Source organism: Arthrobacter crystallopoietes (assembly GCF_017603825.1).
GTDB classification, from domain to species: Bacteria; Actinomycetota; Actinomycetes; order Actinomycetales; family Micrococcaceae; genus Crystallibacter; species Crystallibacter crystallopoietes_B.
Genome location: NZ_CP072014.1, coordinates 1,684,719 through 1,711,633 on the forward strand (window position 1 = coordinate 1,684,719; position 26,915 = coordinate 1,711,633).

A 26,915-nucleotide genomic window follows, 5' to 3' on the forward strand; every position below is an offset into this window, starting at 1 on the left:
GTTTAAACCGGAGATCTAAAATAGTTTTGCTTATGTGATTGCCGAGGTAGCCGAAAGCGACGAGGCCGGCTAGGCCATGGTGATGAGGCCGACGGCCACTCCGGCGCTGACCAGCCCGACCAGCTGGCGGGCGGTCAGCCGCTCCCTGAGTACGGTGATGCCCAGGACCACTGGAAGCACCGGATAGAGGGAAGACAGCACCACCGCGATGCTCATCAACTGCAACCGGGCCGCGAGCATGTAAAGCGTCAGGGCCAGCGCGGCCATGCCTCCAGTCAGTGCGGCAGCCAGGACAATCCGCGCCCCGATACCGCGCAGCTTGGCGGCCGACGGCTGGGCGAGGGGAAGGATGGCCAAGGCAGCGGCGACGCGACCGGCAACAATCGGCCACAGTCCTGCTTCTGCCCCGGCCTGCGCCAGGGCGATGTACTGCACGGCGATGCCAATGCTGGAGAACAGGGCGTCGAGCGTGCCGGCCGCTCGTGGACCTTGTGGACCGTTCTTGATGACCGAGATCAGCCACAGTGCCGGGATGGCCAAAGCGATGCCCAGCCAGGCTGGAACGGTGGGGCGGTCACCCAGGACCGTGACGCCAATGAGGACGGGAAGGGCGGTGCCGCCGACTGCTACGAAAGGAACGACGACGCTCATGCTGCCGCGGCTGAGGCCGCGGTAGAGGAACATCATGCCCATGCCCGTCCCGATGCCGGACACCGCACCCCAGGTCAGGTCCGCCAGCTCGACGGACGGTGCCGGGAAGAATAGAGCGGCAGCCAGGCTGAGCAGCAGGGCGCCCAGCTGGCCGATCAGGGCGATCGTTGTTGGATCAGCCCGTCTCGACAACAAACCGCCCACAAAGTCCGCGACGCCGTAAAAGAACGCCGAACCAAGGGCGAACAGAATTGCCACGGCTCAGGCTGTCCATGCCGAATACTGCATGCCTCATGCAACCATCAGCAGCTGCCCGTGGCAACGGTTCCAGGGGGCATCGACTGATCAGCGGGAGCATGATTGTGTGGGCATATGACCAAGGGCATGGGACGGAGAGTGCGGATTGGCGCGCCGATTGCCGCGGTGCTGCTCATCGTTGCCGGTGTCGCGTTGATGCTCGTAGTTGCCGGAACCGAATCGTTCGGCTGGTTCGCCTATGCGCCGCTGGCTGAGGAGACCCTGACCGGCGGCGGCAGCCTGTTGTTGCTGACCGGCTTGGACCAGTTGGGCCTGGCCCTGGCAGGTCTGGGCCTGCTGCTACTGACCTTCTGGTCCGGCTACCAAACCGGACGGCGCCGTCGTTCTTGAAAAGTCGGTGAAAATGGGGCGGGTTCCTATCCTCTACCGCGGATCATCCTTTATTCCTACACTGCAGTATGGGCATAGACGTTGAGCAGCTGTACCGGGATCTGCATGCACACCCCGAGCTTTCCTTCCAGGAACACCGGACCGCCGGGATCGTGGCTGAGCACCTTCGTGCCCTAGGGTTCACCGTGCACCCCGGCATCGGCGTCACCGGTGTTGCCGGCATCATTACCAACGGTCCGGGTGGAACCGTGCTGCTGCGGGCGGACATGGATGGCCTGCCCGTAGCAGAGGCAACAGGACTGGACTACGCCAGCACTGCCCGTGGCGTCGATCAGGACGGCAAGGATGTACCGGTCATGCATGCCTGCGGCCACGACGTCCACGTCGCCTGTCTCCTCGGGGCCTTGGAAAGGCTCGTGGACGAGCGCGCAAACTGGCAAGGAACGGTCATCGCGGTTTTCCAACCGGCGGAAGAGTCGGGCGGTGGGGCCCAAGCTATGGTCGACGCCGGCCTCTTCGATCTTGTTCCCCGACCGGATGTAGTTCTCGGCCAGCACGTAGCACCATTTCCCGCGGGTTGGATCGGCATCAGGCCGGGCGTCGCCATGGCATCGGCGGATTCGATCAACATCACGATGTTCGGAGCCGGCGGCCACGGTTCCAGGCCGGAAACAACCGTCGACCCGGTGGTCATGGCGGCTGCGACAACCATGCGGCTCCAAGGGATTGTTTCGCGGGAGCTGGCGGCCGGCGATTCGGCGGTTCTGACTGTTGGACAGTTCCACGCCGGAACCAAGAACAACATCATCCCCGCGGAAGCCACCCTGGGAATCAGCCTGCGCACCTTCGATGAACCGGTCCGGACGAAGATGGTGAATGCCATTGAGCGGATCGTACGAGGTGAAGCATCGGTATCGGGTGCCGTCAAGGACCCGCTGATCAGCTACGACGAGCACTTTCCACTGACCCGCAACGACGAACAGGCAACCCGTCGAACGACGGGGGCACTGGGCAACGTTTTCGGCCAACAGATCATTGATCCCGGCCCGATCTCCGGGAGCGAAGACGTCGGAGTGCTCGCCACTGCTGCCGGAGCGCCGCTTGTTTTCTGGTTTCTCGGTGGTGCCGACCCGTCACTGGCCGAGGCCTTGGCATCTACCGGCAGGCTGCCCGAGGACATTCCGTCGAATCACTCGCCGCATTTCGCTCCGCTCATCCGGCCGACCCTCGGCCTCGGGATTGATGCGCTGGTCGCTGCGGCACGCGAATGGCTGATAATGGGCAGGTGAAATCTACTGCCTCATCCATCGACGACAGCTCAGCACTTTGCCCTTGCCAGAGCGGGCAGGAGTATGCCGAATGCTGCGGCCGGTTCCATCGAGGTGACGCTGCGGCGGGCACCGCGGAGGAACTTATGCGGTCCCGCTATTCAGCTTTCGCGGTCGGCGCCGAGGACTACCTTCTGCAAACCTGGTACAGCGAGACCCGGCCCACCGCGGTGGAACTGGATCCGAAACAGAAGTGGACGGGACTACAGATCCTCGGTACTCGAAAGGGCGGCCCGCAGGACAAAATGGGCACGGTCGAATTTACGGCCCGTTTCCGGCAGGACGGCGCTGACCACGAGCATCACGAGGTCAGTACGTTTGTGCGCGACGACGGCGGCAGCTGGGTGTACCGCGAGGCATTGTCGCTCGAGTAGGCGGAGCTCTTAGCTCTCGAGCAACCCGCGGATGTCGTCGGCGGTGAGTTTAGATGAGAACATGGCGTCGTCGTCCATCACGGACGAGAAGAGCTTGGACTTGCCTTCCTTCAGGGCCATGACCTTCTCCTCGATGGTGTTTTTGGCGACCATTCGGTAGACCATCACATTCTTGGTCTGCCCGATCCGGTGCGTCCGGTCCACCGCCTGCGCCTCGCTGGCGGGGTTCCACCAGGGATCCAGCAGGAAGCAGTAGTCCGCTTCCGTCAGGTTCAGGCCGAAACCGCCGGCCTTGAGGCTGATCAGGAAGACTGGCGCATGCCCTTCCTTGAAGCGGTTGATCACCTCGGCCCGGCGGCGGGTGGAGCCGTCCAAGTAGGTGTATTCGACGCCCTCGACATCGAGGCGTTCGGCTGCTTTCTTGAGGAAGCTGGTGAACTGGCTGAAAATCAGTGCCCGGTGGCCTTCCGCCAGCACGTCCTCGAGTTGCTCGAAGAGGACATCCAGTTTGCTTGACGGCACGGCGGCGTAGTCATCGTGGATCAGCGAAGCATCCAGGCTGAGCATGCGCAGCAGCGTCAGCGACTGGAAGATGGTGAACCGGTTCTTGTCCATGTTGTCCACCAGGCGCATGATCTTTTGCCGCTCGCGCTGCAGGTGGGTGTCGTAAATCTTCCGGTGCTTGGCGCTGAGCTCAACCTCGAGGACCTGTTCCTGCTTCGGCGGCAGGTCCGAGGCGACCGCCTCCTTGGTGCGCCGCATCATCAGCGGCCGGATCCGCCGTCGTAATCTGGCCAGCAGTTCGGTGCTGCCGCTGCGTTCGATGGGCCGCTGGTACGTGTCCGCAAATTTCAGCGCCGAGGGGAACAGTCCCGGGGCCGTAATCGCGAAGATCGACCACAGCTCCATCAGATTGTTTTCCATGGGTGTACCGGTGATGGCCAGCTTGAACGGTGTCTGCAGGTGGCGGGCAGCTTGGTGAGCCTTGGTGGTGCGGTTCTTCACGAACTGTGCCTCGTCGAGGATCAACCCGGCCCACTTCTGCTCCTGGTAGTCCTCCGCGTTCAGTCGGAAAATTGTGTAGGAAGTGATAACGACGTCGGCCTCTGCCACCGTTTCGGACAGCGGGAGGCGGGTTCGCGCCTGGGTATCGGTGATCGAGGTGACGCGCAGGCCGGGAGCGAACCGGCGGGCTTCGGTCACCCAGTTGGGTACCACGGAGGTGGGGGCGACGACGAGGAAGGGGCCGACGTCGTTTGTTGCGGTTTCCTTAGCGTGAAGCATCAGCGCCAAAGCCTGCAGCGTCTTGCCCAGGCCCATGTCGTCGGCGAGCACTCCGCCGAGGCGATACCGCCACAGGAAGGCCAGCCAGTTAAACCCCTCGGCCTGGTAGGGACGCAGTTCCGCGTGCAGCCCGGCCGGCAGGGGCGTGGGCTCCACCTTGTCCAGCTTCAGCAGCCCGCTGACCGACTGCTGCCAGGCCTGCGCCTGCTCCGTGTCCTCGGCGAGCTCCTCGAACTCGGCCCACAGCCCGGCCTGGTACCGGCTGATCTGCAGTTCGCCGCTGCCCCGGTCCTGCAAGGCCATAGCCTCATCCACCAGTTCGCGCAGCTTGTCGAACACGGGCTGTTCCAGTGACAGGTAGGTTTTGTCCACCAGCAGGAGCTTCTTCTGCCCCTTGGACAGTGCCTTGAAGATGTCGCCGAAGGGGATCTTGCGGCCGGCCACCGTGACCATGACACCCAGATCGAACCAGTCGGTCTGCTCGGTTTCCACGGTACTGATGGTCAGTTCCGGCGTCTCGGTGAGCTCGCGATAGTCAGGCTGCTCGCCGATGACGTCCACGCGCACGCCGTCGATCTTTTCCAGCCTGGGAATCGTCTCCTGCGTGAAATCCACGGCGCCCATGTCCTTAACCGTGGTTTCGGCCGGAATGTGCTCAACGTGCAGGACTTTGCGGACGGCAGCCTTCAACTCGGCTTCGGCTTCCGCGTCCCGGTAGCCGGTTTCCTGCGGTTCTGCTTCGAGCGGCTTGCGGGCCGCCGACTCTTTCCGGCCGTATTCGAAGGCCCATTCCAGCTTCAGGCTGTTCGCTTTGCCGTAGGTCGCCGTAAGGACAAGCGTAGGCGGCAGGATTTCGGGCAGCTCCACGGAGGCGTCGCTGCTGGTGACGCTAATGGTGCGCTGCAGCCGGGGATAGACCTGTTCGAGGAACTGCGGGACATCCTGCTCAGGAACGGCGACGGCGGCAGGCCGCTGCAGCAGCTGCTGCTCGCCGGCAGTCAACTGCTTTCGAGTGGGAGCCAGCGTGATTTGGCGTAGCACGTTGTCGTAGCTGTACGCTCCGTGGTTGCCGATGGCACCGGCCATTTCCAGCGGCTGCGGCGTCCCGTCGATGTAGAGCGAGGGCTCCAGGGTCAGGCCCGACTCAGGCGCCCGGGCGTCCAGACGGAGCTCGGCGTGCCGGCCGATGATGACCGCGGTGTCCGCCTTGGCGCCGAGCATGGCAATGCCAAGGCGCTTGGCCTCGTCAAGTAATTGCCACAGCAGCGGGCTGCTGAACTCATCCAGGTACAGCCAGTCATTGTCTTCGCCGAAATGCAGCTGGCCGCTGGCGCGGTGGAGCGGCACGAATTGCGAAAACCAGCGGTGCTGCTCGGGATCCAGACTCATTCCGAAGGTCTTGAAACTGATGGAATTCCAGCGCAGATTGTTCCTGACCCAGCGGTCCTTGTCGTTCCGGACCACCGGGCGTACGCCGAGCTGGATCCGGTTGGTAGGCACGCGGCCGCTATGGCTCACACCCGATCCGGGCCGCCATTGCTGGTGCGCCTGCAAGGTCTGGTCCCGCACTTCGAACTGCAGCCCCAGCGGCATCAGGCGGCTGCGTGTCTTGCGGCCGATGCTGCTGGCAGCGCGCTTCGGGGTGGACTGCGGTCCCGTTGCCAGCAACGAGTCCAGCGCCTGCTGCCACTGCGGAATCGCCGGAGAAGCCGATGCACCGTAACCGGCAAATGGAGTGGATTCAGCGGACAGCTTGAATTCCTCGCTCGCGCGCAGATTCATCAGGTTGCCGTACAGCAGGGTCGCCGCCACGTGTTTGCAGTCGTAACCCACCGGGCAGCTGCAGGAATTATCGAGCAGGCTGTAACCGCCGTCGTGCTTCTTCTTGAGCTGGACCCGGCAGCGGTACGGAACCGCAGCGGTGCCGTTGACTCTGCTCTGCAGCACGCCGGTGTCCGGATCCCAGGTCAGATCCTCCACGGTGTTGCCCGAGGAGTAAGCCTTGCCGCGGGCGAAGGCGGCACCGCCGACATGGCGGATGATCTCGCCGGCATCCACCTGCGGAAAAGAAAGTTGGGGCACGTCTTCCATCTTGTCACGCACGGCCGACAGGCTGTGGCCCGGTTCGCGCTGGGCTCACAGCCGCAGCAGCACCTCACCTACTTGCTGGTGCCACTGTCCGGTTCGAGTTCCGTTCCCGCGGCAACCAGCCGGTCCGCCGGGACCTGGTTTCCGGCGCCGAGAACGGTGATGCCGCCGTCGTCGCCGATCTTTGAATTGCGGCCGACGACGACGCTATCGTCGGCGATGACCCGGACCAGCCGGGCATCCGGTCCCACCCGGACGTTGTGCAGGAGGACGGAATCCGCAACGACGGCGCCTTCTTCCACGACGGTACCGGGGCCGATGACGCTGCGCTGCACAGTCCCGTGAACCGTAGCTCCCGCCGCGATCAGGCTGTCCTCGATCCGCGCGCCGGCGGCAATGTACGCGGGCATCAGCTGCGGGCTGGCGGTCAGGACGGGCCACCCCGGATCATGCAGGTTGAATCCGCCGCCGTCGAGCAGTTCCATGTGCGCTTCCCAGTAGCTGGGCACCGTACCGAGGTCACGCCAGTACCCGTCCAGCCGGTGCTCGGCCACTGCAGCCTTTTCCACCAGATACGGGACTAGGCTGTCCCCGTAGTCCTTTAGCCCGGCCTCCGAGTCGGCGAGCAGATCCATGGTGTCGAGCAGGACCTCGGCGTCGTAGAGGAAGACCTCCGCGGCCACCAGCTTGCCCTGCGGTTCCTCCGGCTTGTAGTCGAATCCGGTGACCCGGCCGCCGTCAGCCTGGACCACGCCGTAACGGGAGGTATCGCCGTCGATCTCTGTGGTGACCATGGTCATTGCGGCTTCGGCCTGAAGGTGCGTATCGACCACGTCACGGAAATCCAGCCGGTACAGATGGTCGGCGCTGAGGACCAGGACCAGATCTGGATTGAAATCGCGGATCAGCTTGGCCTGCCGGTAGAGCGCATCCGCGTTGCCTTCGGCGAAACCCTCACCGTCCGCGCCCTGGTACGGCGGCAGGATTTGCAGGCCGCCGTGGGTGCGGTCAAGATCCCAGGGCCGGCCGTTGGCGATGTGGTCGTTCAGCGAATAGGGCAGGTACTGCTCCACAATCCAGACGTCCGAAATATGGCTGTGCTTCAGGTTGGACAGCGGGATGTCGATCAAGCGGTAGTGGCTGCCGAACGGGACCGAGGGTTTGGACCGCTGGTCCGTCAGCACGCCCAAACGGCCGCCCGCTCCGCCGGCGAGAATGATTGCCAGGATACTCGGTCGTTTCATCTTCCAAGCCTACTGACTGCCGCGCTTCGCCGTGCGAACGACGGCGGAGCCTTACCTTTGGCGACAAGCACTGTTAGCGTGGAAAACACCGGCCGCAGGCACTGTAACGCAGCCTGGGAACGCCGCCCGAGGATGAGAAGGAGAAGGTCAATGAGCACTGACGCCAGCAATCCGCAAGAGGATCGGACGACCGAGCCGGAGGGGACCATCCCCAACACACAGGACGGCGTGGGCATGGGCGCCGGGGGAGAGGCCAGCACCTTCGAACCGGAAGAAACCCCGGAGGCCGCTCCCGAGGACACCGGGCATTCGGACAGCGGTTCTGACCGTAGCAGCGGCTCGGGCAGCAGCAGCTCTTCCGAGAGCGGCACCGATGACCTGAACGACGGGCGGCCCGCCCCGGTGGCGCACGAGGAACGTTCGCCGGACCTCGGCGTGCCCGAGCAGGCCTCCGCCGAGGACGCATCAGCCGATCCGGAATCCGTCGAAGTCCCCGCGGCCGGCGAACCCACGGGACCGGCGGCGGAAAAGGACCGGGAGGAACCGGACGACCGCGGTCTGACCACGGACACCTCTTCCAGCGAGTAACGGCAGGCAGCAGCCGTCCTTCCGGATGGGGCGCCGGAGGGACGGCTGCTGCGTGCTTGCGTTCTTTACGGCCGGGAGCGGGCCAGCGGGTTAACCAGCGTTCCCTGCAACTGCAGGCTGCCGGATGGATCAGCCAGATCCAGCATCTGCTGGTTGTTGCGCAGCTGCAGCCGGTTCAGGCAGGAAAGCGTGAACTGCGGCGCGAAAAGATCGTGCCGGGCGAAGGCATCCGCCAGCTCGGGATGCTCCTCCTGGTATTCATTCACGACGGCGGCGACGGTGCGCCAGAACTGAAGCTGGTCCAGTTCGCCGTGCTCGTGCAGGACCGCGGCGAGGAAACGGAAGAAGCAATCGAAGACGTCGGTGAAAATGGAGAGCACTTTGTCCTGCTCCGGCACCTCGACCCGAATGCGCGCAGCCTCGGCCGGTACGTGAACCGAGTCGCCCAGCAGCACGATCTCTTCGCCAATGTCCTTCATGATGGCGCGCACCGGTACGCCGTCCTGCAGCACCAGGATCAGGTTTTCGCCATGCGGCATGAAGACCAGTTCGTAGCGGTAGAAGCAGTGCAGGACGGGGACCAGGTACGCCCGCAGGTAGCGCGTCAGCCAGGCTGCCGCCGACAGGCCCGAGCGGCGTATCAAGGCGGCGGCCATCGGCTGGCCGTCCGCATCCACGTGCAGCAGCGATGCCATGGTGGCCAACTGTTCTCCCGGTGCCAGCGAAGGCATCGGGCTTTCCCGCCACAGGGCCGAAAGCATTTTGCGGTGTCCGGAACCGGCGGGCGAGCCGGCCTCGAAATAGCGGTTGCGGTAGCCGATGGCAGCGGTTTCGCGCAGAATGCTGAAGCCTTGGTCCTGCAGAGTTCCGTCGGACTCGACAAGGCGGTAGACCCAGTCGTTGATGGCCGGCGTGCTCTCCATATAGTCGGGTGAGAGCCCGCGCATGAAGCCCATGTTCAGGACCGACAGCGCCGTTTTGACGTAGCACTTGGTGCCGGTAGTCCGGTTGAAGAACGTACGGATTGACTGCTGCGCCTGGTACAGATCCTCGCCGGGCCCCAGGTAGACGATGTGCTGCCGGGCGATCTCGGCGGCGAAGGTGACCGTCAGCTTGTTCTCCCACTGCCAGGGATGGACCGGCATCAACAGGTAGTCCTCCGGCAGCAGGCCACGCGAGGTCAGCTCGGCGTCGTAGACGGCCAGGGCGGCCGCACCGAGCTCGGCCTCCATGTGCTCCCGGTAGCCCAGTCCGTTGATCGCGTGGAACGCCGCGTGGTTTTGGTGCACCGCAATCCACACCAGGCGGACGCTGCTGCCGGTCTCCGGCGCGTACGCGAGATAGTCCTGCAGGCCGAAACCGAGCCGGCCGTTGTTCGCGACGAAACAGGGGTGCCCCTCGGACATGGACCGCTCGATGGTCTGGAAGTCGGCGGCGGGATCTGCCCCGCGCGTGACGCCCTGAGCCAGCGCCGTGGAAGCCGGGGCGGCCGGACGAGTGGCCGGATCCTCCGCAGTATCCGCGAGGGGATCCGCGGCCTGCCCGGAATTCTTGTAGGCGTGTCCGGAGAGCGTGCTGCTGATCTCCTCCAGATAGACCGGGAGCATGGCCTCGTTGATGCCGAGGGTCCGGCGGAACTCCGTGATGAAGTCGAGGGCATCGAGGGGCCGCTCCGCTCCATCGATCACGCGGTGGATGCTGGCAGCGGGGATCAGCCAGTGGTCCAGCTCCAGCAGTTCGGCGGCGAAGAGATACTGCACCCGCCCGTCGTCGGAGACCAGCCGGTAGGCGCCGCCGCCGCGGGGTTCGGGCGTGAAGATCCGCTCATGCGAGAACTCGGCCAGGGCTTTCCGGACCAGATGGCGGTTCGCCGCCGCCCAGCGTGCGGGCGTCAGATGGACAGGTTCGCCAGCTGTGGTCTCGGGTGTGGTGACGTTCCGCCAGGCACCGGGGTGGAAGGCGGCGTCGTGGGCTGGGACGTCGTGGGTTGGCAGGGGAGCGTGGCGGGAATCGGCTGCGGTAGTCATGATCGGACTCCTTCGATGGCTTGGCTGAATTGTTCGTGGCTGCAGAAACTGAGCAGGGCGTCCTTGTCCGGCAGGGTGAGGACCCGGTCCGGCCGGAAACCCATGCGGGCGTTGAGCGCGAGGATCTTGGCATTTCGCACGTCCGGCTCGACCACCACCCGTTCGGTCCCGGGCCGCTCGAAGAGGAACTCCATAACGCTGCGGAAGACGGCTGCGGTGTAGCCGGTGCGCGGAACTTCCGGCGGCCCGACCAGCAGATGCATCCCGACGTCGCCCGGCAGCACGTTGTAGCGGCCCGCCAAGGGCGAGTGCAGCGGTTCGTAGCATTCGAGCAGGAAGACGGGGACACCGCCGTCGTACCCTAGCCACGCCTCGTGGTGCGGGTCGGCGGCAATCCTGGAGTGCTCGTTGGCGACGTCGCTGACCGTGGCATCCAGCATGTCCCAGAAGCGTGCGTATTCCTGCGTGACCCAGCTGTGGAGGAGGGGTGCGTGCAGGACGGGATCAACGGGCTCAAAGGTGAAGTTCACAGTGCCACCTCGGCCGCTACCGGTGCGGCCGCAGGCTGAACGCCGGACGCCTCGGCCGGGGGAACGCCGAACTCCTGGAACGCGATGCGCCGCTCCACCGGGTAGTACTCCCAGCCGAGCATCTCGCGGATGATGCAGGAATTGCGGTACGCGGCCATGCCCAGGTCCGGTGTTACGAACCCGTGCGTATGCAGTTCCGCGTTCTGCACGAAAATTTCGCCGGACCCGACGCCGATGCCGTAGCCGCGGTCCACATCGAACCTGCCCTGCCCATCCCGCCGGATCCGGTGGGTGATGCCGGCCAGGAAATCCGGCTCCCGGTACGTGTAGCCAGTGCCAAGAACGACGGCGGCGCTATCCACTGTGAATCTTCGTCCCTGTTCGACGTGGTGCAGTTCCAGCGTGTGGAGTCCGGTTGCCGGGTTGTACTCCGCAGCTTCCAACGAGGCATTGGTCAGCAGTCGGGTGCGCACGGGACCCGTCAGGCTCTTGGTATAGAGCAAGTCGTAGATGTCGTTGACCAGGGCGCCGTCGATGCCTTTGTACAGATTGTGCTGGTTGGCATTCAGACCCTGCCGGGTCTCCGGCGGCAGGGCGTGGAAGTAGTCGACGTAGTCCGGCGATGTCATTTCCAGGGTCAGCTTGCTGTACTCGAGCGGGAAGAACCGGCCTGAGCGCGTAACCCAGTTCACCTCGTAGCCACAGGTATCGATGTCCTGCAGGAGGTCGTAATACAGTTCCGCGGCGCTCTGGCCACTGCCGACAATGGTGATGCTGGCGCTGTCCTGCAGTTCGCGTTTCCGCTCCACATACTGCGAGTTGTGCAGCGCGGTTCCGCCGGAGGCAAGGATGTCACGGCAGGACTCCGGGACAAAGGGCTCCGTCCCGGTTCCCAGCACCAGCCGGTGGGCGCGGCTGACGGTTTCATCGCCACTGCGGGCGTTGCGGGAGCGAACTTCGTAAACGCCGTCGTCATAGCCGACGTTTACCACGCGCTCGCCGAACCGGACGTTGGGCAGCTTGGCCGCCACCCATTGGCAGTACTGGTTGAATTCCGCGCGGAGGGGATAGAAGTTTTCTCGGATGTAGAACGGATACAGCCGTCCGCTGTCCTTCAGATAGTTCAGGAAGGAGTACGACGACGTGGGGTCGGCGAGAGTGACCAGATCGGCCAGGAACGGCACCTGCAGATGGGCGTCCTGGAGCAGCATGCCGGGATGCCAATCGAAGCCGGGGCGGGCATCCAGAAATACGCCGTCGAGCTCGGGAATCGGTTCGGTGAGTGCGGCCAGGCCCAGGTTGAAGGGCCCGACGCCGACGGCTATGAAGTCGTGGATTTTGGTGTTCATGCACGCTCTCCCGCCAGGTAGCCGGCTCCGATGCTCCGGACCAGGGCGAGGATCTCCTGCAGGTCTTCCAGCGTGGTCTCCGCGTTGAGCAGGGTGAACTTCAGGTAGTGCCGGCCATCAACCTTGGTCCCGGCGATGACAGCCTTGCCCGAAGCGAAGATGGCCTGGCGGATGTGGAGGTTGAGGGCGTCTGCCGTTTCTCCGTCGAGACCGCGGGTGCCGTCCACGCTGTCCAAGCCGTCCGGAGCCTGCGGCAGGTAGCGGAAGACCAGGGTGCTCAGCTGCGCCGGGGCAGCGAGCTCGAAGTCCGGGTCGCGTGCCAGCAGTTCGCCGGCCTGCCGGGCCAGATCGATCGACTCATCCAGCAGGGCGCCGATACCGTCCGGCCCCATGATCCGCAGGGTCAACCAGAGCTTGAGGGCATCGAAGCGGCGGGTGGTCTGGATGCTCTTGTCCACCTGGTTGAGGGAAACGCTGCCTGCCGTGCTCTGCGGGTTCAGATAATCCGCGTAGTAGGCCACGTGCCCCAGCATGGCGCCGTCGCGTACCAGTACTGCGCTGGAGCTGACGGGCTGGAAGAACGTCTTGTGGTAATCCACCGTGACCGAGTCTGCTGCGCCGATCCCGTCCAACAAGTGCCGGTGCCGCAGGGAGGTGATGAGCCCGCCGCCATAGGCCGCGTCGACGTGGAGCCATGCGCCGAACTCCTCCGCCAGCGTTGACAGGGCGGCGAGCGGATCGATGCTGCCAAAGTCGGTGGTGCCTGCCGTTGCGACGATGGCCAGCGGGAACTCGCCCCGGGCCCGGCTGCCCGCAAGTGCCTCGCGCAGGGCAGCCGGGTCCATCCGCTGGTGAGCGTCGCACGGAACCTGAATGACGCCGTCGTACCCTAGACCCAGGAGCGAGGCGGACTTTTCGATACTGAAATGGCTGGCCCCGGAGGCGAAAATCCGCAGCCTGTCCAGCAGGCCGGGCAGGCGCTCGGCGGCAAGGGCCTGATCCTGCCGAAGCCGGCTGACGGCATGGTTGCGGGCGATCAGCAGGGCCTGCAGGTTGGACTGCGTGCCGCCGCTGGTGAACACACCGTCCGCCGCCGGCCCCAGACCCAACCGGCCGGCAGTCCAATCGATCAACCGGCGTTCCATCAGTGTGGCGCCGGCGCTCTGGTCCCAGGTGTCCAGCGAGGAATTCACCGCCGAGAGGACGGCCTCACCCACGAGCGCGGGGATGACCACCGGGCAGTTCAAGTGGGCCGCGTACTGGCTGTCATGGAAGTAGACGGCGTCGCGGAGGTAGAGGGTTTCGAGCTCCTCCAGCGCAGCGGCAGTGTCCGCCAACGGGGCTTCCAGGTCAACGGCGTCCACCACAGGAGCCAGCTGTGCCGGGGCGATTCCGGTGAAGGGCCTGTCGACGCGGGAGACCTTGGTGGCGACGAGATTGACCGCCTGCAGGACATCGGCCACATAGCGCGGGGAATTGCGGGCGTTGAAGAGCTGGTTACTGGCACCGAGAGCCAGTTCAATCCGCGAGCCGAAATCGGCCCGCTCTTCCGTTTGGGGCAGCAAAGTCATCAGCAGACTCCCTGAGGTAGCCGGGGAAAGGAACAAAGGTAACCCTTACTTAGGCTGCCCTTTGCGTCAAACTTTTGTGCCCTAATTGGTCGGCAGTGAGGAAATCTTGCGACTTAAACGTGGAATCTCCGCCCGGTCCCTTCCGCCGAGGCCACGGCTGGTGGAGAATCCGCGCACGCAAAGTTACGCAGCCGTGGGGCGGGCCGATCCGCTTGCCGACAAAATGGCCCCGTCCATCGCGCCGGCCATCGTGCCGGCCACGTATTACTGAATGTCCGGTCGGAAGCTGTGAAACAATACACGGGTCCCCGTGATGGCCGGCATACCGCCAGAGCCCGGGACCAATCTCCCCAAGGATAGGAAAATGGCTGATGTCAGCTGACAGCAACACGCCAACCGGAGCGGTGAACCACGCCGACCGGATTGACGACGACGGCGGCAAGCCCGCCAAATGGAAAATTGTTGGCCCCGGACTCGTCGTTGCGGCGACTGGTGTCGGTGCCGCGGACATGGTGGCCACCCTGGTGGCAGGCTCCCAGTTCGGTTACCAGCTCTTCTGGGCCGTTATCGTCGGTGTCATCCTGAAGATTGTCCTGGTTGAAGGTGCAGGCCGTTACACCCTGGCCACCGGCAAGACCATCTTCGAAGGCTGGCGCTCGCTGGGCCGCTGGACCACCTGGTACTTCGGGCCGTACATCATCATTTGGGGCTTCGTCTACGGCGCCACCGCGATGTCCTCGGCCGCCCTGCCGCTGGCTGCCTTGTTCCCGGTGTTCCCGCTCTGGGTCTGGGCGATCCTGATGGGCCTGGCCGGTTTCGCGATGGTCTGGTTCGGCAAGTACGCCACCTTCGAAAAGATCACCGCTGCCCTGGTCGGCATCATGTTCGTGACCGTTGTGGGGCTGGCAGTCATCGCGGTTCCCAACATCCCCGAAATGCTCACGGGCCTGATCCCGTCGATCCCGGCTGAAGGCGGACTCCTGTCCACCCTGGCCCTCGCCGGCGGCGTCGGCGGCACCATCACGCTGGCGGCCTATGGCTACTGGCTGCGTGAAAAGGGCTGGTACACGCCCAAGTGGATGCGCGTCATGCGGATCGACAACTCGGTTGCGTACATCATGACCGGCATCTTCGTCCTGGCCATGCTGATTGTCGGTGCAGAGGTTGTCCGCTCCGCCGGCGTCTCCATCAGCGGTGGCGACGAAGGCCTGCTGGAACTGGCCGGCGTCCTCAACGAGCGCTATGGCGACGTCGTCGGCACCGGCTTCCTGGTCGGTTTCTGGGCCGCATCGTTCTCGTCGATCATCGGCGTGTGGAACGGTGTCTCCCTGATGTTCGCCGATTTCTGGGGACATATGCGCAAGAAGGAATCCGGCCACCCGGATACCCGAGTGGGCGGCAAGTACTTCAAGTTCTACGTGCTCTGGCTGACCTTCCCGCCGATGCTGCTGTTCATCCTGGGCAAGCCGATCGGCCTGATCCTGGCTTACGGTGTACTCGGTTCGCTGTTCATGCCGTTCCTGGCCCTGACCCTGCTGGGCCTGCTCAACGGCAAGCGCGTGCCGAAGGAATGGTCGAACAAGCTGCATACCAACATCGCCCTGGGCATCTGTGCTCTGCTGTTCGGGATCCTCGGTGTCCAGCAGCTGGTCAAGGCCATCGCCCCGATTTTCGGCGGCTGACCCCGCGGGTAAATGCATACCCAGCTAGAAGAACTTTGCCCTGCCGCTACTCCAACGTGCGGCAGGGCAAAGTTCTTTTAAGGGGCCGGCTGGTCGTGGGTGACGATCGAGGCGAGGAACTCGTCCGCTTCGGTCAGTCCGCGGGCGGCCTGCTCAAGAATGGCTCGCGCCTCGGTCTCCAGTGTGCGGCCGTGGCAAGCGGCCAGCACACGGAGGCCTTCAATGGTGCGCGCGTTCAGGTTGGGAATGCTCAGTGTCTCCATGACGCCACCTTCCGTGTGACATCAATGCTAGACCCGGCCTTCCGTGCTGTCACCGGACCGGATGGTGTTACCGGAGCGGGTCGAAGGGGCGGATCTCATCCGGAACGTGTCCGGTGACGATCTGCTCGGCCAACAGTTTGCCGGTTGCCGGACCTAGGACAATGCCCCACATACCGTGGCCGCCGGCCACGTAGACCCCGGGGGAGCGGGTGGCGCCGACCACCGGCAGTCCGTCCGGTGTGACCGGCCGTGCGCCAACCCAGATGTCCTCGAGGTTCTCCAGGTCCATGTTGGTAAACAGCGGGCGCACCGAGGCAAGGATGGCGTCGATGCGTCCGGTCTGCAGTGGCTCGTCCGGACCGCGGAACTCCATCGTGCCGGCGATGCGAAGCCGGCCCTGGTAAGGCGTGCACGCCACGCGGCGGGCCGGGAAGTAGATGGGGAACTCGGCAGGATCGTCGGTGGCCACGCTGAACGAGTAGCCGCGGCCGGCCTGGATCTGTGTCTTCACCCCAAGCGGCTTGGCCAGCTTCGGCAGCCAGGCCCCGGTAGCGAGCACCACGACGTCGGCGTTCACCGGTTCCTGTCCGTAGCTGTCGACAGAGATTCCCTGCGGGCCGTGGCGCAGGGAGTGCACCTCGCCGCCGGTCACGATCCTGGCGCCGCGGGCCTGCACTGCGTCGGCCAGTGCCTGCACAAACGGCCCCGGTTCGATGAAGCGCTGGTCTTCCATTTCATAAACCGTGGACACTCCGGCGGACAGCTGGGGCACCTTCACCTGCGGATTGTCCAGGCGCTTGAGGGGCACGCGCTGGCCGGCCTTCTCCACCTGCTGGATCTCGTGGATGAAAGGGCCGCTTTCCCTTTCCCGCTCGAAGCCGATGACAAAGGGGCCCTTCCGCGTCCACGCGTCCACGCCGTTCGACGTCAGTTCGTCGAAGGAGTCCAGAGCCATGCGGTCGATCGGCGTCAGCGCGGCCATCGCTTTTTCCCAGGCCTTCGCAGTGGCGTGCAGGCCGAAGCGTGCCAGGAACGCCCAGAGCTTCGGATCCAGCCGGGCGGGGATGTGCAGCGGCGCGGTCGAATCGAGAAGCGCCTTGGGTGCGTAGGACCACAGAGTCGGATCGGACAGCGGCATGGCCATGCCGGGTGTCAGCCACCCGGCGTTGCCCCATGAAGCGCCGGCAGCTACGCCGGAGCGATCCAGGACCGTCACCTCGAGCCCGCGTTCCTGCAGATGCCAAGCCGTAGCCAGGCCAACCATTCCAGCACCGACAACGACGGCGGTGCGCGGCGACTGTGCGCGTGAGTACACTTTGCTCTCCCTCAAACTATGACTCGTGCCACATGGCATTGCCTCCAGTGTGAACAATCTAAAAACAAGTCGCAATTGATTCGACAATGATTCTGCGCGAAGCTGGATTTATGCCGAGTGATTCAACAAAAGCCGGAAGTTATACCCGCCGGCCGAATAACGTTCGACACCCTGTTTTGGACGAAACGGACCGCATCGTCGTGCAGCTGTTGCAGGCCGATGCGCGCACACCCAACAATGCGATTGCCGCTGCCGCCGGCATCGCACCATCCACCTGCCACGGCCGGATCCGCTCACTCCAGGAGCGCGGGATCATCCGCGGCTTCCATGCGGATGTCGACCCCGCTGCCGTGGGACGGGGTCTGCAGGCGTTGATCTCCATCCGCCTGCAGGCGGATGCGCGGTCCAACCTGACCAGGTTCGAAAAGTACCTGGCCGGCTTGTCCGCCGTCGAAAGCATCTTTTTTGTCACCGGGGACCGGGACTTCATGATCCATGTCGCGGTGGCCGACTCCGAGGCGCTGCGGGATCTTGTGGCCAACAACCTGAGCCTCCGGCCGGAAGTGGCCGGGACCAACACCACGGTGATTTTCGAATACGTCCGTCCGCCCGGCAGTTCGCTCGCACCCTGACCCAGCCTGCCGTTGCCGCCGTCTGCTCGATATGCGATCTGCGCCTGCAGGGCGCGACGATGCCCGTTCTGTTGACATGTCAATGAACCTGCCTCTAAGATAGTTGAAGAATCAACCAACAGACAGAAGGTAATCATGTCCTGGTTCAAGAACCTCTTCCGCTCGTCCAATGGCCGTCGCTCTGCCGAAACCCCCGTTGAGCAGACTCCCGCCGCTGTAACAGTGGAGGCTGCCGCGCCGGCGCCGGTAGTCGAGGCTGCCCCTGTCGCGAGTGCTGCGGGCCTTCCCAAGATCGCTATCGTCACCGGAAGCACTCGCCCGGGCCGGGTGAACGGCTCCGTGGCCGAGTGGGTCCTGGCCCAGACCGCCGGCCGCACCGACGCCGAATTCGAACTTGTTGACATCGCCGATTTCAATCTGCCGCTGCTGGACGAGCCGGCCCCGGCCATGTACCAGAGCTACCAGAACGAGCACACCAAGGCCTGGTCCGCGAAGATCGCAGGGTTTGACGGTTTCATCTTTGTTGCCAACGAATACAACCACACGGTCGGGCCGGCGCTGACCAACGCCCTGTCCTTCCTGAATGTGGAATTCAACAACAAGGCCGCCGGCATCGTCTCCTACGGTTCCATGGGCGGTGTCCGCTCCGCCGAGCACCTGCGCAACGTTCTCGCCGAACTGCAGATTGCCGTCGTCCGCAACCAGGTGATGTTCTCGCTCTTCACGGACTTCGAGAACTTCGCCGACTTCAAGCCGACCGAACAGAACGCCGGCACACTGGCTCCTATGGTTGACCAGCTGGTCCCGTGGGCCAAGGGCTTCACCACCATCCGCACCGAACTGCTGGCCGTCAGCGCCTGATCAGGCAAGGTCCAGCAGAAATAGTTCCGCCCTGCAGTGCTTGTGAAGCACGGCAGGGCGGAACTATTTAAAGTACGACGGCGGGACCAGACTCGGGTGGTTCCCCGTCAGGGCCGTGCGGCGAGGATTTCAGAGACAGACAGGGTGAAGGCCGGCACCGCCGCTAGAACGGCCATCGCGATAACAACACGCCCTGCGAGGGTGACCCAAGGCTGGCGCCAGCGAGCCTCCCAGTTTGGGGCGGCCCACCGGATAACTGTCCCCGCCAGCGCGGCCTGGATGATGGCGCCGATCACGATTGCTGCTGCGGCCGGGGCCGCCAGCAAGAGCAACAGCAGCGAGCCGAGCAGCGGCGCGTAGGCCCACAGGTCGCGAGTGCGGTGCAGCAAGGGGACGGCACGGCTGAGCCGGGCCGCTACGGCGGCCACGAGCATGCCATGCAGCACTGCGAGCAGTCCGAAGGCCAGGACGGACAGCCATCCCGGCCCGAGAATCTGGAAGTCGCGGTTATCTGCGCGGAGGGGTTCAACGGCGGACAGCCCCACCAGCAGCCCAGATCCGAAGATCGCGCCGCCCAGCCGGCCTGAAGGCAGCCAGCGCTGCAAGACCGAATAAAGCAGGGCAGCCGACAAACCGGCAAACAGCCCGGCAAAGACGATGAAGCCGAGCGTGATTTCGCCGATCGTTTCATTGGCCTCGGTCAGGCGTCCTTGTTCCTCCGGTGACATGACGGCGAGCAGGCGCATAACCAAACGGCCTCCGGCTCCCGCGAGCAGGATCCCAGCAGCGATACCTGCAGACAAGGACAGATTCGCCCACCAGAGCGTCCGGCGGAGGACCTCCCAGAGGAGGGGGCCGCCGCTGGTCGGGGCAGGAGGAGTGAGGGCATGGCCGCCCCATATTCCGATGTTCGCAGCCCGGAAAGCGCCAGAAGGCCGCAGCCAACCATGACTAACATGCGGCTAGTATCCGGCCGCCGGATGGCCGTCGTCCAGAGTTACTCCAGGCTAGGTTTTCCTCAACCCCGGCGGTGTAGCCTGATGCTCCGGCCTCTGTCGGCAAACGGCTGCTGCGCGGGACCGGCCGCGACGCGGCAGCCAGTCCCGCCCGCGGGCTACAGGTGGATCTTTACGTCTGCATTTGCACGCAGGTCCTTGATCAATGCCTGCGCTGCTTCGCCCTGCTTCTGGCTCTTCAGCTGCTCTTCGAGAGCCGGCTTGGCTTCCTCAAAAGGCGGAATCTCGGCGCCCTGGCCGCCCTGCTGCTTCATTTGCTCCTGCTGGGCCTTGGCCTGGTCATAGGCCTTCTTCAGCTCTTCTTCCGTGGGCTTGGTGTCCCCGGACTCTTCGGCAACGAGCGCTTCCACTCTTACCTGCTTCTCGATTTCGGACATGACTGTTTTCTCGTCCATGCCCTGGTCCTTCATGGCAGCAAGGAATTCGTCCTTGCTCTTGAGCTGGCTCGATTTCACCAGCTCGTCCAAGGTGGAATCCACTTTTTTCTTGGGTGCCTCAAGGCCGCGGTTGTCTGCTTCCTGCGTGAGCAGGATCGAGCTGATCATGCCTTCGACCGTCTGGTCTTTGAGCTTGTCCTGGTCAAGCTTCTGCCCGCTCATTTGCGACTGCATGGCCATTTGCTGGAACTGGCCTTCATAGGCGGCGACAAAGTCCTTCTTGGCGATCTTTTCGCCGTTGACTTCCGCCACGACATCAGGAACGCCCTCGGTGTCCGGCTTGGGCATTTCCTGCGCCTCCGGATTCGCGCCTTCGGAGGCCGCGCCGCTCGGGGCTGGTGCTTCCTGCTGGGTGCTCGCGCTGTTCCCGCCTTCTCCGGCCGGGGCACTGCATGCGGTAACGGCGGAAATTGAGCCCGCCACGGCCAGGGCCAAAAGCCACTTTTTGCTGCTCATAAAGTCCTTTCCAATCAAGTTAACCACCGACGCTAACAGGCGCAGGCAAATCCACCTCCCAGCCGGCGTTCAGGAATGGCCGGAATTGCTGGCATGAGTGAGCCAGAAGATTGCTACCGCCCGGACTGGTGATTACTGCTCAGCGCCCGTGCCGCATACCCTTATTTTTCGGCCCGGACGCTGTTAATGTTGAGGTACCGGCAGCCGTCGGTCATGGCCCGCCGGAATGGATCCAGCCGGAGCCAGCCGCGCGGCACCAGGAGGTAGTCATGGCATCAACAGAAGAGATCAAGCAAAAAACGGGGGACCGGGAGCACGCTCTCGGCGTAACGGAGCCGGCCCAACCGTCCAAAGACAGTGAGCAGCCCCTCAGCGAGGAGCCCCTCGACGAGGGCCAGCCCACCGGACATTTGGAGGCCACCCCTGAGACGGACTGAATCGAATAGAAGCTGCACATAAATGTGCCCCGTACGTTTCCCGTACAGGGCATATTTATTCTGAAAACTGATCAGGTCTTCATCCGTGTATCGCCCCGGTGCCGGACCATGTACGTAACTCCGAGTCCTGCCAGGACCACGCCGACAATGAAGTGCAGCCAGTTGGTGGCCATATTGAAGGACAGGAAATTGGCCACGGATTCGAGATTGATAATGAGGCCATAGATCCACATGGCCAGATACAAGGCGCCTGCCCCAAGCAGGAAGTCCTTGGCCCCGGCGGCCGTACGGCTCATGGCCCACCCCGCGGCACCGACCACGATGTAGACGATGTTCAGCAGCATGGAGATCTGGAATGCATTGAAGAGCATGGCCTCGGAACCAGCGGCAAATGCCAGCTGGTCATAAGCCATAGTGATGCCGGGAATGAATCCCAGGATGCCGAGAACGATTAGAACAATGCCCGAGCCCATCGCAGCATTGCGCACATTTCCACGTGAGACATGTGCATGATGCGCAGACGGTGAAGCGGTGGTCATTTCTCCTCCCAAAACTGTGAGTAACAATTTTCCGGGTGGTTGCCCGGCTGTTGGTAGGGCGTATCTGACGGAGTACCAGCACTTAAATTCTACTGCTGCAGGGGTGCCAAGCATATGGAAAAGTTGCCGCCGGCAATAACGACGGCGGCTGTTCGGCCGCGGTTCCCCCGGTCACCGGCGGTAGCCGATTGCCTTGATAACGGTGGCTAACCTCTAGGGCATAAGTAGGCTGAGTATTACCAGTGCCGCGGCATCGGGGCCCGGCGCCAACCGCATGAAAGAGCACGCTCATGGACACCTGCGATACCTGCGGCAATTCGTACGACAAGACCTTCACGATCACCAAGGGCGGCAAGACCGGCACTTATGACAGTTTCGAATGCGCCATCCACGCTCTGGCCCCTACCTGCGAGCACTGCGGATGCCGCATTCTGGGCCACGGCGTCGAGGCTGAAGAGAGGATGTACTGCTGTGCACACTGTGCCAGGGAATCCGGATACCAGGACGTGGCGGACCGTGCCTGAGGTCAACGCCGACGGCTGCTAGCGGGGCCGGTCCGCTGAGGGCTGGTCCACTGGTTCAAACCGGCCCCACTAATTCGATCCCGCTGAGGACACCGCAGTCATGGTGGTCACGGTGGTGGCAGCCGTGATCGCGGCGGAGATAGCGTCCTTCACCGCCTTGGACGCCCAGTCGCCGTCGGTAATTTCCTGCACCCGTTCCTTGGCGACCGGGCCGAAACACTTCTCCAGAATCTTCGTGGCATCCGCCAGCGCGATCACGCTGGCGCTGAAGCCGTCGGGCCGGAGACCGGACAGGACGTTGCCAATCCGTTCGCGCAGCCGCTGCTCCGGGACTGGATCGACCTCCGGGTACCTGACAGTAGGAAAGAGCCCTAGGATCCTGCCTTCTACGCGGGCCACAACGCGCCGGTCGGCGAGCAGGTCGCCGACCAACTTCTTGGGGGAGCGGCTGGCGAACTTCGTCACCCAGTGTTCGGTCCTATACGGCCTGCGTGCGTCGGTGATGAGCTGGAGGAAACGCCCGTAACCGCTGGAACTGGCGACCTCATACCCGGGCGCAGGAACGACCTTCCGGCCCTCGATGGTGATGGCGCCGGTGAGGGCCAGCTCGCTGAGAATCGCTCCGCCCAAACCATAGCTAAGCGTTGATCCGTCCAGCATCGCCTTGCCGTCTCCGTCCCGCAGACAGAGCAGCAGAAAAGCTTCGGGCACACTCAGAGGTGAAGATGCAGCCGATTCCGGTGGCATGACGACAGCTTAGCGGCTGGGTTGCCCGAGCGGGCGGAATATGCGCAGATGCCGACCCGGGACAGGGAATCTTTCCGTGGGGCGGGACCAGCATGGCAAACTGTGCGTATGTCATCCAGCGTAGAGAACCAGGACATCCAGCAGAAGGCCGCCCATATCGGGATGCGCCTTGAGGACAAGTGGCAAAACTGGCGTGAGCGCAAGGCCCGTGGGCGCGGCGATAATGTCGCAGTCCTGCCGTTCACCGGCTACGGGACCAATGGCTGGGTCCGTGTACTCGGACGCGTAGTGATGGCCAAGGAAGGCGCGTTCGAGAACGGGAAGGTTGCCTCGCAGATTCTGGCGGATGGCATCCGCGGCTGGCGCAACTTCATCAGTCCGCCCGTCGCCAACGCCAGGGTCGTCATCGGGATCAACGGCGTGGAGCATGAAGTCACGGCAGACCGCGGCGGCGTTGTCGATTCGCATGTGCCGGCGGACCTGCCGGAAGGCTGGACCACCGTGACGCTCAGCTGCGAGGGCTCGATCCCGGTGGAGGCGGCGGTCTACATCGTGCCCGCCGACATCAAGTTCGGCATCCTGTCGGACATCGACGATACGGTGATGGTAACCGCGCTGCCGCGGCCGTTCCTGGCAGCGTGGAACACCTTCGTCCTGGACGAGCACGCCCGTAATGCCACGCCGGGCATGGCTGTCATGCTCGAACGCGTCACCCGCGAGCATCCGGGGAGCCCGGTGCTGTACCTTTCCACCGGCGCCTGGAATGTAGCCCAGACCCTCACGCGATTCCTCTCGCGGAACCTGTATCCCGACGGCGCCCTATTGCTCACCGACTGGGGACCAACCCGCGAGCGGTGGTTCCGCAGCGGGATGGAGCACAAGACCAGCCAGCTGATGCGGCTGGCCCGCGAATTCCCCGACGTGAAGTGGCTGCTCATTGGCGACGACGGCCAGCATGACGAAGCCATCTACGCAGGCTTCGCCCAGCGCTATCCGGAGCATGTTGCGGCCATTGCCATCCGCCAGCTGTCCGTCAGCGAAGCTGTGCTGGCCGGTGGACGTTCCCAGGCCAAACCGGCCAACGCCACACCGGGCATTGATTGGATCTACGCTCCGGACGGCGCCGGGATTGCCGCCCAACTGCACGAGCTCGGGATCATCAACGGCTCCTGAGAATGCAACAGCGGAGCCGGAATCGATCCGGCTCCGCTGGCGGTACTGCCAAGTTGCGCGCTAGGCGCTGGCTGCAGTTTTGACGCGCTTCGGCGTCGGTGTTGGTGTTTCTTCCACGTCTTCCGGACGCAGGACGTCGTCAATGATGGCGCCGGCACCGGCTTCGTCCGTGTTCTCGGACAGCGCGAGTTCGGACACCAGGATCCGGCGGGCCTGTTCCAGCTGGCGCTTCTCACCGGCAGGGGCGACGCCGGACTGCAAGCGGCGGGTCAGATCACGAACAACTTCGCTGACCTTGTAAACGTCCCCGTTAGTGATCTTTTCCTGATTGGCCTTAAAGCGGCGGGACCAGATTTCCTTCTCGGTGGAGACCGGGGTGCGCAGGATGCCGATGACCTTCTGTACGCCCTTCTTGCCGATCGGCTGGCGTACGCCGAGGTCCTTGGCCTTGGCCGCGGGTACCTCGATCATCAGACCGTCGTGGTGGACGCGGAACTGCAGGTACTTGGTGTCGGACTCGTTAAAGGAGCGGTTGGTAACGCCTGTCACGGTCACTGCACCGTGCGGCGGGTAGACAAGACTGTCGCCTACGTTAAGCTTCATGAGAATAATGCCCTTTCATGCCATTATGGCAGATACTGCCACATTGGCAGGGGGTGGGCAAATGTGGGATATCCTAGAACCCGGCCGGCGCCACGGGAAGTCCGGGATGGCACCGGAAAGGACGAAAGAGGCGGATGAGGGTCAAAAGCGCAGAAACACGGGCGACGGCGGACCATCCGGTTGCTGTTTCGCCTGGTTTGAGGGAGCGCCGGCGGCTGCAAACGCGGGCGGAAATCACCGATGCGGCACTGCGGCTGTTCGCGGTGGGCGGAGTTGCCAGTACCACCGTGGACGATATTGCCGCGGCTGCCGGAGTCTCGGCGCGGACCTTCTTCCGCTATTTCTCCACCAAGGAAGAAGCTGCTTTGCCCGTCCACCAAGACTTTAATGAGGCCATTGCCGCAGGTCTGCCCTCTGTGAATCCGCAGGGCGATGTTCGCAGCGAAGTGGACCGGCTCTACGCCCTGACCGTGCTGCCCTACACAGACAATGATTCACCGTCTGCCCAGCGAATGCTGCAGGTCAGCCAGCTGATCCGCAAGGAACCGTCGCTGCGTTCGGCGCAGGTCCGGCAGACGGTGGAACGAACCGAGGACCTGCTGGCTGCCTTGGGCGCAAAGTTCGGTCCCGAGCGGGCTGACCAGATGGAACTGCGCCTGGCCATCGACATTTCCGGGGCCGTGGCCCGCGCCGCGCTGGATACCTGGGTGGGCCTGCTGGAGGCGGGGGAAGAGGCGGACCTGGCGGAGATCTACCGGCAGGCACGCGCTTTCGCACGTTAGCGGCAGGACTGGCGGCAAAGCTGGCAGAATGACGAACATGCGAGCTGCCGAGAAAGCCCTCGACCTGCACATCACTATTGCCGGAACGGAACCTGAGATCTGGCGCGACGTGCGTGTGCCCGCCGCCATCACGCTCACTGACCTGCACAAGGTCATCCAGCGGGCGTTCGGCTGGGACAACCGGCACCTGCACATGTTCGAAAGCTCCAATGCCGCGGGCCAGGAGCGCCGGTTCGCCAGCAACGAGGAAACGATCATGGAGCTGGAAACCGAGCCTGCAGCGGTCTTCACTCTTGAAGACGTGTTCACTTCCAGGGGCACCACGCTGGTTTACGAGTACGACTTCGGCGACACTTGGCAGCACGAGATCAGCATCAGCGGCCATGCAGTGGCGCCCGCCGGCCAGCTCTCCTGCCTCGCCGGCGCCAACCGCGGTCCGGTCGAAGATTCCGGCGGAACCGGTGGCTACCGGGAGCTGTGCGGGATCTTGCTGGATCCAAGCCACGAACGGCATGACGACCTGGCCACGTGGTACTCCTGGGTTACCAATAAGCCTGCCGCGGAGTTCGATCCGCAGGAATTCGACCTGGAGAAATGCAACCGGAGCCTCGCCCGGTTAAGTCCCCAACTCGGGGACGCGACGCCCACGCCTGAGGAAATGGCAACCGTCGTACTTCCTGCAAAGTGGTTGCTGCAACGCGTCGGTGCGGACGGGCTCGAGCTGACCAAGGACGACTACCTCAAGCCCGCCGTCGTCGCCGACGCGATGACCACCCTCGGCTGGGAAAAGCGTTGGTACGGCAAGTTCAACCGGGAATCGCAGACGCTGCCGGTGTTCGAACTGCGATCAACGCTGCAGGACTGGGGACTGCTGCGGAAGTTCAAGGGGAAGCTCGTACGGACTCCGGCGGGGCGCAAGACGTACGACGACGACGTGCGGCTCTGGGGCTATCTCGCCGATCGCTTCGCTCATCCGCGAGACTCTGGAGAGGCAGAAGTCCGGCGGCGTCTCGTGGACTGGCTGCTGGAAGACCGAGTACCCCCGCACAACATGCTTGGGCAGGCCGTCGCGGACAGCCTGATGTCCGCAGGCTTCCGGGCAGCGGACGGCGCTGGCATCACCGATGCGCAGGGGATGTACCTCTTCATCGAAGCGCGGCGAACGCTGGCGACCCTCGGCGTCTTCGAAGAGGAGGATTTTCTCGACAGTCCACCTTTGGCCAGCGAAGCCGGCCTGAAATTCTTGTTGGAAGTCCAGCGGCGGCAGAATGAACAGCATGAAGACTGACACCAAAAAGGGCGGGAAGCGGCTGAGCTGCAACGTTCCCATGCGCTGGGGCGATATGGATGCCTACGGGCACATTAACAATGTGGAGATCCTGCGCATCCTCGAGGAGGCGCGCATTCACGCTTTCGGCCCGCCGGCCGGGACTGGCGGACCGGGGCTTGAGGTGGACCTGCCGGTATTTTCCGACCTGCCCGACGGCGCCCAGGCGCTGGTGGTCGAGCACCGGGTCAAGTATGTGCGGCCGTTGAACTACCGGAACATTCCGGCACATGTAGAGGTCTGGGTCAGTGCGTTAAAGGCGGCAAGTCTGACCATCGCCTATGTCATTAGTGATCCGGTGACGGAGGACGAGTGCGTCCGGGCCGAGACGACGCTGGCGTTCTTCAACGAGGCAGACCAGCGGTTACTGCGTGTTACGCCGGAGCAAAAGTCCCGTCTGCAGCCGTTCTTGGGCGAGGCAAACTTCCACTGAGCAGGG

27 protein-coding genes are annotated in these 26,915 nt (G+C 63.9%); 13 read left to right on the top strand and 14 right to left on the bottom strand.

Going from position 1 to position 26,915, the window contains the following annotated elements; all coding sequences use genetic code 11:
* Positions 1 to 69: 69 nt before the first annotated feature.
* Entirely contained in the window at positions 70 to 909 is an 840-nt protein-coding gene (locus J5251_RS07695) for a DMT family transporter (RefSeq protein ID WP_208575644.1), read from the bottom strand.
* 114 nt (positions 910 to 1,023) lie between these two features.
* Here J5251_RS07695 and J5251_RS07700 point away from each other — a divergent pair, with 114 nt between their 5' ends.
* The 3 genes from J5251_RS07700 to J5251_RS07710 all read left to right on the top strand — a co-directional run bounded on the left by J5251_RS07700 (position 1,024) and on the right by J5251_RS07710 (position 3,001).
* Positions 1,024 to 1,299 carry a hypothetical protein gene (locus tag J5251_RS07700; RefSeq protein ID WP_208575645.1) on the top strand — a complete coding sequence of 92 codons (276 nt, stop codon included), beginning with the start codon at positions 1,024 to 1,026 and terminating at the stop codon, positions 1,297 to 1,299.
* Positions 1,300 to 1,367: 68 nt separating this feature from the next.
* Positions 1,368 to 2,588: an amidohydrolase gene (locus tag J5251_RS07705; RefSeq protein WP_208575646.1), complete on the top strand. Its 1,221-nt coding sequence runs from the start codon at positions 1,368 to 1,370 to the stop codon at positions 2,586 to 2,588.
* Positions 2,585 to 3,001, top strand: coding sequence for a YchJ family protein (locus tag J5251_RS07710; RefSeq protein WP_244250842.1), 417 nt, complete (start codon positions 2,585 to 2,587; stop codon positions 2,999 to 3,001). Before J5251_RS07705 ends, J5251_RS07710 begins: the two co-directional genes overlap by 4 nt.
* A 9-nt stretch (positions 3,002 to 3,010) precedes the next feature.
* Here the strand turns inward: J5251_RS07710 and J5251_RS07715 are convergent, their stop codons facing one another.
* Positions 3,011 to 6,388, bottom strand: a complete 3,378-nt coding sequence (locus J5251_RS07715) for a DEAD/DEAH box helicase (RefSeq protein ID WP_208575648.1) — start codon at positions 6,386 to 6,388, stop codon at positions 3,011 to 3,013.
* 56 nt (positions 6,389 to 6,444) lie between these two features.
* Positions 6,445 to 7,617: a glucose-1-phosphate adenylyltransferase family protein gene (locus J5251_RS07720; RefSeq protein ID WP_208575649.1), complete on the bottom strand. Its 1,173-nt coding sequence runs from the start codon at positions 7,615 to 7,617 to the stop codon at positions 6,445 to 6,447.
* Positions 7,618 to 7,767: 150 nt separating this feature from the next.
* Between J5251_RS07720 and J5251_RS07725 the strand changes: the two genes are divergently transcribed.
* The gene (locus tag J5251_RS07725) at positions 7,768 to 8,205 is read left to right on the top strand and encodes a hypothetical protein (protein WP_139006102.1); all 438 of its coding nucleotides are present in this window, start codon (positions 7,768 to 7,770) and stop codon (positions 8,203 to 8,205) included.
* A 65-nt stretch (positions 8,206 to 8,270) separates the two neighbouring features.
* Here J5251_RS07725 and J5251_RS07730 read toward each other — a convergent pair whose 3' ends face one another.
* Genes J5251_RS07730 through J5251_RS07745 form a run of 4 tightly spaced genes read right to left on the bottom strand, consistent with a single transcriptional unit; the run spans position 8,271 to position 13,682 of the window.
* A complete protein-coding gene (locus J5251_RS07730; RefSeq protein WP_208575650.1) occupies positions 8,271 to 10,232 on the bottom strand; it encodes an IucA/IucC family protein in 1,962 nt (653 codons plus the stop codon).
* Positions 10,229 to 10,762, bottom strand: a complete 534-nt coding sequence (locus J5251_RS07735; RefSeq protein WP_139006104.1) for a GNAT family N-acetyltransferase — start codon at positions 10,760 to 10,762, stop codon at positions 10,229 to 10,231. The genes J5251_RS07730 and J5251_RS07735 overlap by 4 nt, the downstream gene beginning before the upstream one ends.
* Positions 10,759 to 12,111: a lysine N(6)-hydroxylase/L-ornithine N(5)-oxygenase family protein gene (locus J5251_RS07740; RefSeq protein WP_208575651.1), complete on the bottom strand. Its 1,353-nt coding sequence runs from the start codon at positions 12,109 to 12,111 to the stop codon at positions 10,759 to 10,761. The genes J5251_RS07735 and J5251_RS07740 overlap by 4 nt, the downstream gene beginning before the upstream one ends.
* Positions 12,108 to 13,682, bottom strand: a complete 1,575-nt coding sequence (locus tag J5251_RS07745; RefSeq protein ID WP_208575652.1) for a pyridoxal phosphate-dependent decarboxylase family protein — start codon at positions 13,680 to 13,682, stop codon at positions 12,108 to 12,110. The genes J5251_RS07740 and J5251_RS07745 overlap by 4 nt, the downstream gene beginning before the upstream one ends.
* A gap of 371 nt (positions 13,683 to 14,053) precedes the next feature.
* On the opposite strand from J5251_RS07745, the gene J5251_RS07750 reads away from it, so the two are divergent.
* The gene (locus tag J5251_RS07750; protein WP_139006107.1) at positions 14,054 to 15,364 is read left to right on the top strand and encodes an Nramp family divalent metal transporter; all 1,311 of its coding nucleotides are present in this window, start codon (positions 14,054 to 14,056) and stop codon (positions 15,362 to 15,364) included.
* A 77-nt stretch (positions 15,365 to 15,441) separates the two neighbouring features.
* On the opposite strand, the gene J5251_RS07755 is transcribed toward J5251_RS07750, so the two are convergent.
* Both J5251_RS07755 and J5251_RS07760 read right to left on the bottom strand, forming a co-directional pair.
* A complete protein-coding gene (locus tag J5251_RS07755) occupies positions 15,442 to 15,627 on the bottom strand; it encodes a FitA-like ribbon-helix-helix domain-containing protein (RefSeq protein WP_139006108.1) in 186 nt (61 codons plus the stop codon).
* Positions 15,628 to 15,694: 67 nt separating this feature from the next.
* Positions 15,695 to 16,942 carry an NAD(P)/FAD-dependent oxidoreductase gene (locus tag J5251_RS07760; RefSeq protein WP_279633611.1) on the bottom strand — a complete coding sequence of 416 codons (1,248 nt, stop codon included), beginning with the start codon at positions 16,940 to 16,942 and terminating at the stop codon, positions 15,695 to 15,697.
* A 176-nt stretch (positions 16,943 to 17,118) separates the two neighbouring features.
* Between J5251_RS07760 and J5251_RS07765 the strand changes: the two genes are divergently transcribed.
* Both J5251_RS07765 and J5251_RS07770 read left to right on the top strand, forming a co-directional pair.
* Positions 17,119 to 17,574 carry an Lrp/AsnC family transcriptional regulator gene (locus tag J5251_RS07765; protein WP_244250844.1) on the top strand — a complete coding sequence of 152 codons (456 nt, stop codon included), beginning with the start codon at positions 17,119 to 17,121 and terminating at the stop codon, positions 17,572 to 17,574.
* A gap of 135 nt (positions 17,575 to 17,709) precedes the next feature.
* Positions 17,710 to 18,435, top strand: coding sequence for an NADPH-dependent FMN reductase (locus J5251_RS07770; protein ID WP_208575655.1), 726 nt, complete (start codon positions 17,710 to 17,712; stop codon positions 18,433 to 18,435).
* 107 nt (positions 18,436 to 18,542) lie between these two features.
* Here J5251_RS07770 and J5251_RS07775 read toward each other — a convergent pair whose 3' ends face one another.
* Together J5251_RS07775 and J5251_RS07780 are read right to left on the bottom strand one after the other, a co-directional pair.
* Complete coding sequence (locus tag J5251_RS07775) at positions 18,543 to 19,238, bottom strand: hypothetical protein (protein ID WP_208575656.1); 696 nt, start codon at positions 19,236 to 19,238, stop codon at positions 18,543 to 18,545.
* A 311-nt stretch (positions 19,239 to 19,549) separates the two neighbouring features.
* On the bottom strand, positions 19,550 to 20,344 hold the full coding sequence (locus J5251_RS07780; RefSeq protein WP_208575657.1) for a SurA N-terminal domain-containing protein: 795 nt from the start codon (positions 20,342 to 20,344) through the stop codon (positions 19,550 to 19,552).
* A 269-nt stretch (positions 20,345 to 20,613) separates the two neighbouring features.
* Between J5251_RS07780 and J5251_RS07785 the strand changes: the two genes are divergently transcribed.
* The gene (locus J5251_RS07785) at positions 20,614 to 20,781 is read left to right on the top strand and encodes a hypothetical protein (RefSeq protein ID WP_208575658.1); all 168 of its coding nucleotides are present in this window, start codon (positions 20,614 to 20,616) and stop codon (positions 20,779 to 20,781) included.
* Positions 20,782 to 20,852: 71 nt separating this feature from the next.
* Here J5251_RS07785 and J5251_RS07790 read toward each other — a convergent pair whose 3' ends face one another.
* The gene (locus J5251_RS07790) at positions 20,853 to 21,320 is read right to left on the bottom strand and encodes a DUF4383 domain-containing protein (protein WP_208575659.1); all 468 of its coding nucleotides are present in this window, start codon (positions 21,318 to 21,320) and stop codon (positions 20,853 to 20,855) included.
* 290 nt (positions 21,321 to 21,610) lie between these two features.
* Here J5251_RS07790 and J5251_RS07795 point away from each other — a divergent pair, with 290 nt between their 5' ends.
* Complete coding sequence (locus tag J5251_RS07795) at positions 21,611 to 21,844, top strand: hypothetical protein (protein ID WP_139006115.1); 234 nt, start codon at positions 21,611 to 21,613, stop codon at positions 21,842 to 21,844.
* A gap of 69 nt (positions 21,845 to 21,913) precedes the next feature.
* Here J5251_RS07795 and J5251_RS07800 read toward each other — a convergent pair whose 3' ends face one another.
* Positions 21,914 to 22,555 carry a GOLPH3/VPS74 family protein gene (locus tag J5251_RS07800; protein ID WP_208575660.1) on the bottom strand — a complete coding sequence of 214 codons (642 nt, stop codon included), beginning with the start codon at positions 22,553 to 22,555 and terminating at the stop codon, positions 21,914 to 21,916.
* 144 nt (positions 22,556 to 22,699) lie between these two features.
* On the opposite strand from J5251_RS07800, the gene J5251_RS07805 reads away from it, so the two are divergent.
* Positions 22,700 to 23,764, top strand: a complete 1,065-nt coding sequence (locus J5251_RS07805; protein WP_208575661.1) for an App1 family protein — start codon at positions 22,700 to 22,702, stop codon at positions 23,762 to 23,764.
* A gap of 60 nt (positions 23,765 to 23,824) precedes the next feature.
* Here J5251_RS07805 and J5251_RS07810 read toward each other — a convergent pair whose 3' ends face one another.
* Complete coding sequence (locus J5251_RS07810) at positions 23,825 to 24,367, bottom strand: CarD family transcriptional regulator (RefSeq protein WP_139006118.1); 543 nt, start codon at positions 24,365 to 24,367, stop codon at positions 23,825 to 23,827.
* Positions 24,368 to 24,501: 134 nt separating this feature from the next.
* Here J5251_RS07810 and J5251_RS07815 point away from each other — a divergent pair, with 134 nt between their 5' ends.
* Genes J5251_RS07815 through J5251_RS07825 form a run of 3 tightly spaced genes read left to right on the top strand, consistent with a single transcriptional unit; the run spans position 24,502 to position 26,909 of the window.
* A complete protein-coding gene (locus J5251_RS07815; RefSeq protein WP_208575662.1) occupies positions 24,502 to 25,149 on the top strand; it encodes a TetR family transcriptional regulator in 648 nt (215 codons plus the stop codon).
* A gap of 28 nt (positions 25,150 to 25,177) precedes the next feature.
* Positions 25,178 to 26,437 carry a plasmid pRiA4b ORF-3 family protein gene (locus J5251_RS07820; protein WP_208575663.1) on the top strand — a complete coding sequence of 420 codons (1,260 nt, stop codon included), beginning with the start codon at positions 25,178 to 25,180 and terminating at the stop codon, positions 26,435 to 26,437.
* A complete protein-coding gene (locus tag J5251_RS07825) occupies positions 26,427 to 26,909 on the top strand; it encodes an acyl-CoA thioesterase (RefSeq protein WP_208575664.1) in 483 nt (160 codons plus the stop codon). Before J5251_RS07820 ends, J5251_RS07825 begins: the two co-directional genes overlap by 11 nt.
* The last annotated feature ends 6 nt before the right edge of the window (positions 26,910 to 26,915 follow it).

Coding starts and splice junctions, on each gene's coding strand:
- J5251_RS07700 (WP_208575645.1), top strand. CDS start 1,024: ATGACCAAGGGCATGGGACGGAGAGTGCGGATTGGCGCGCCGATTGCC.
- J5251_RS07705 (WP_208575646.1), top strand. CDS start 1,368: ATGGGCATAGACGTTGAGCAGCTGTACCGGGATCTGCATGCACACCCC.
- J5251_RS07720 (WP_208575649.1), bottom strand. CDS start 7,617: ATGAAACGACCGAGTATCCTGGCAATCATTCTCGCCGGCGGAGCGGGC.
- J5251_RS07725 (WP_139006102.1), top strand. CDS start 7,768: ATGAGCACTGACGCCAGCAATCCGCAAGAGGATCGGACGACCGAGCCG.
- J5251_RS07730 (WP_208575650.1), bottom strand. CDS start 10,232: ATGACTACCGCAGCCGATTCCCGCCACGCTCCCCTGCCAACCCACGAC.
- J5251_RS07740 (WP_208575651.1), bottom strand. CDS start 12,111: ATGAACACCAAAATCCACGACTTCATAGCCGTCGGCGTCGGGCCCTTC.
- J5251_RS07745 (WP_208575652.1), bottom strand. CDS start 13,682: ATGACTTTGCTGCCCCAAACGGAAGAGCGGGCCGATTTCGGCTCGCGG.
- J5251_RS07750 (WP_139006107.1), top strand. CDS start 14,054: ATGTCAGCTGACAGCAACACGCCAACCGGAGCGGTGAACCACGCCGAC.
- J5251_RS07755 (WP_139006108.1), bottom strand. CDS start 15,627: ATGGAGACACTGAGCATTCCCAACCTGAACGCGCGCACCATTGAAGGC.
- J5251_RS07770 (WP_208575655.1), top strand. CDS start 17,710: ATGTCCTGGTTCAAGAACCTCTTCCGCTCGTCCAATGGCCGTCGCTCT.
- J5251_RS07780 (WP_208575657.1), bottom strand. CDS start 20,344: ATGAGCAGCAAAAAGTGGCTTTTGGCCCTGGCCGTGGCGGGCTCAATT.
- J5251_RS07785 (WP_208575658.1), top strand. CDS start 20,614: ATGGCATCAACAGAAGAGATCAAGCAAAAAACGGGGGACCGGGAGCAC.
- J5251_RS07790 (WP_208575659.1), bottom strand. CDS start 21,320: ATGACCACCGCTTCACCGTCTGCGCATCATGCACATGTCTCACGTGGA.
- J5251_RS07795 (WP_139006115.1), top strand. CDS start 21,611: ATGGACACCTGCGATACCTGCGGCAATTCGTACGACAAGACCTTCACG.
- J5251_RS07805 (WP_208575661.1), top strand. CDS start 22,700: ATGTCATCCAGCGTAGAGAACCAGGACATCCAGCAGAAGGCCGCCCAT.
- J5251_RS07810 (WP_139006118.1), bottom strand. CDS start 24,367: ATGAAGCTTAACGTAGGCGACAGTCTTGTCTACCCGCCGCACGGTGCA.
- J5251_RS07815 (WP_208575662.1), top strand. CDS start 24,502: ATGAGGGTCAAAAGCGCAGAAACACGGGCGACGGCGGACCATCCGGTT.
- J5251_RS07820 (WP_208575663.1), top strand. CDS start 25,178: ATGACGAACATGCGAGCTGCCGAGAAAGCCCTCGACCTGCACATCACT.
- J5251_RS07825 (WP_208575664.1), top strand. CDS start 26,427: ATGAAGACTGACACCAAAAAGGGCGGGAAGCGGCTGAGCTGCAACGTT.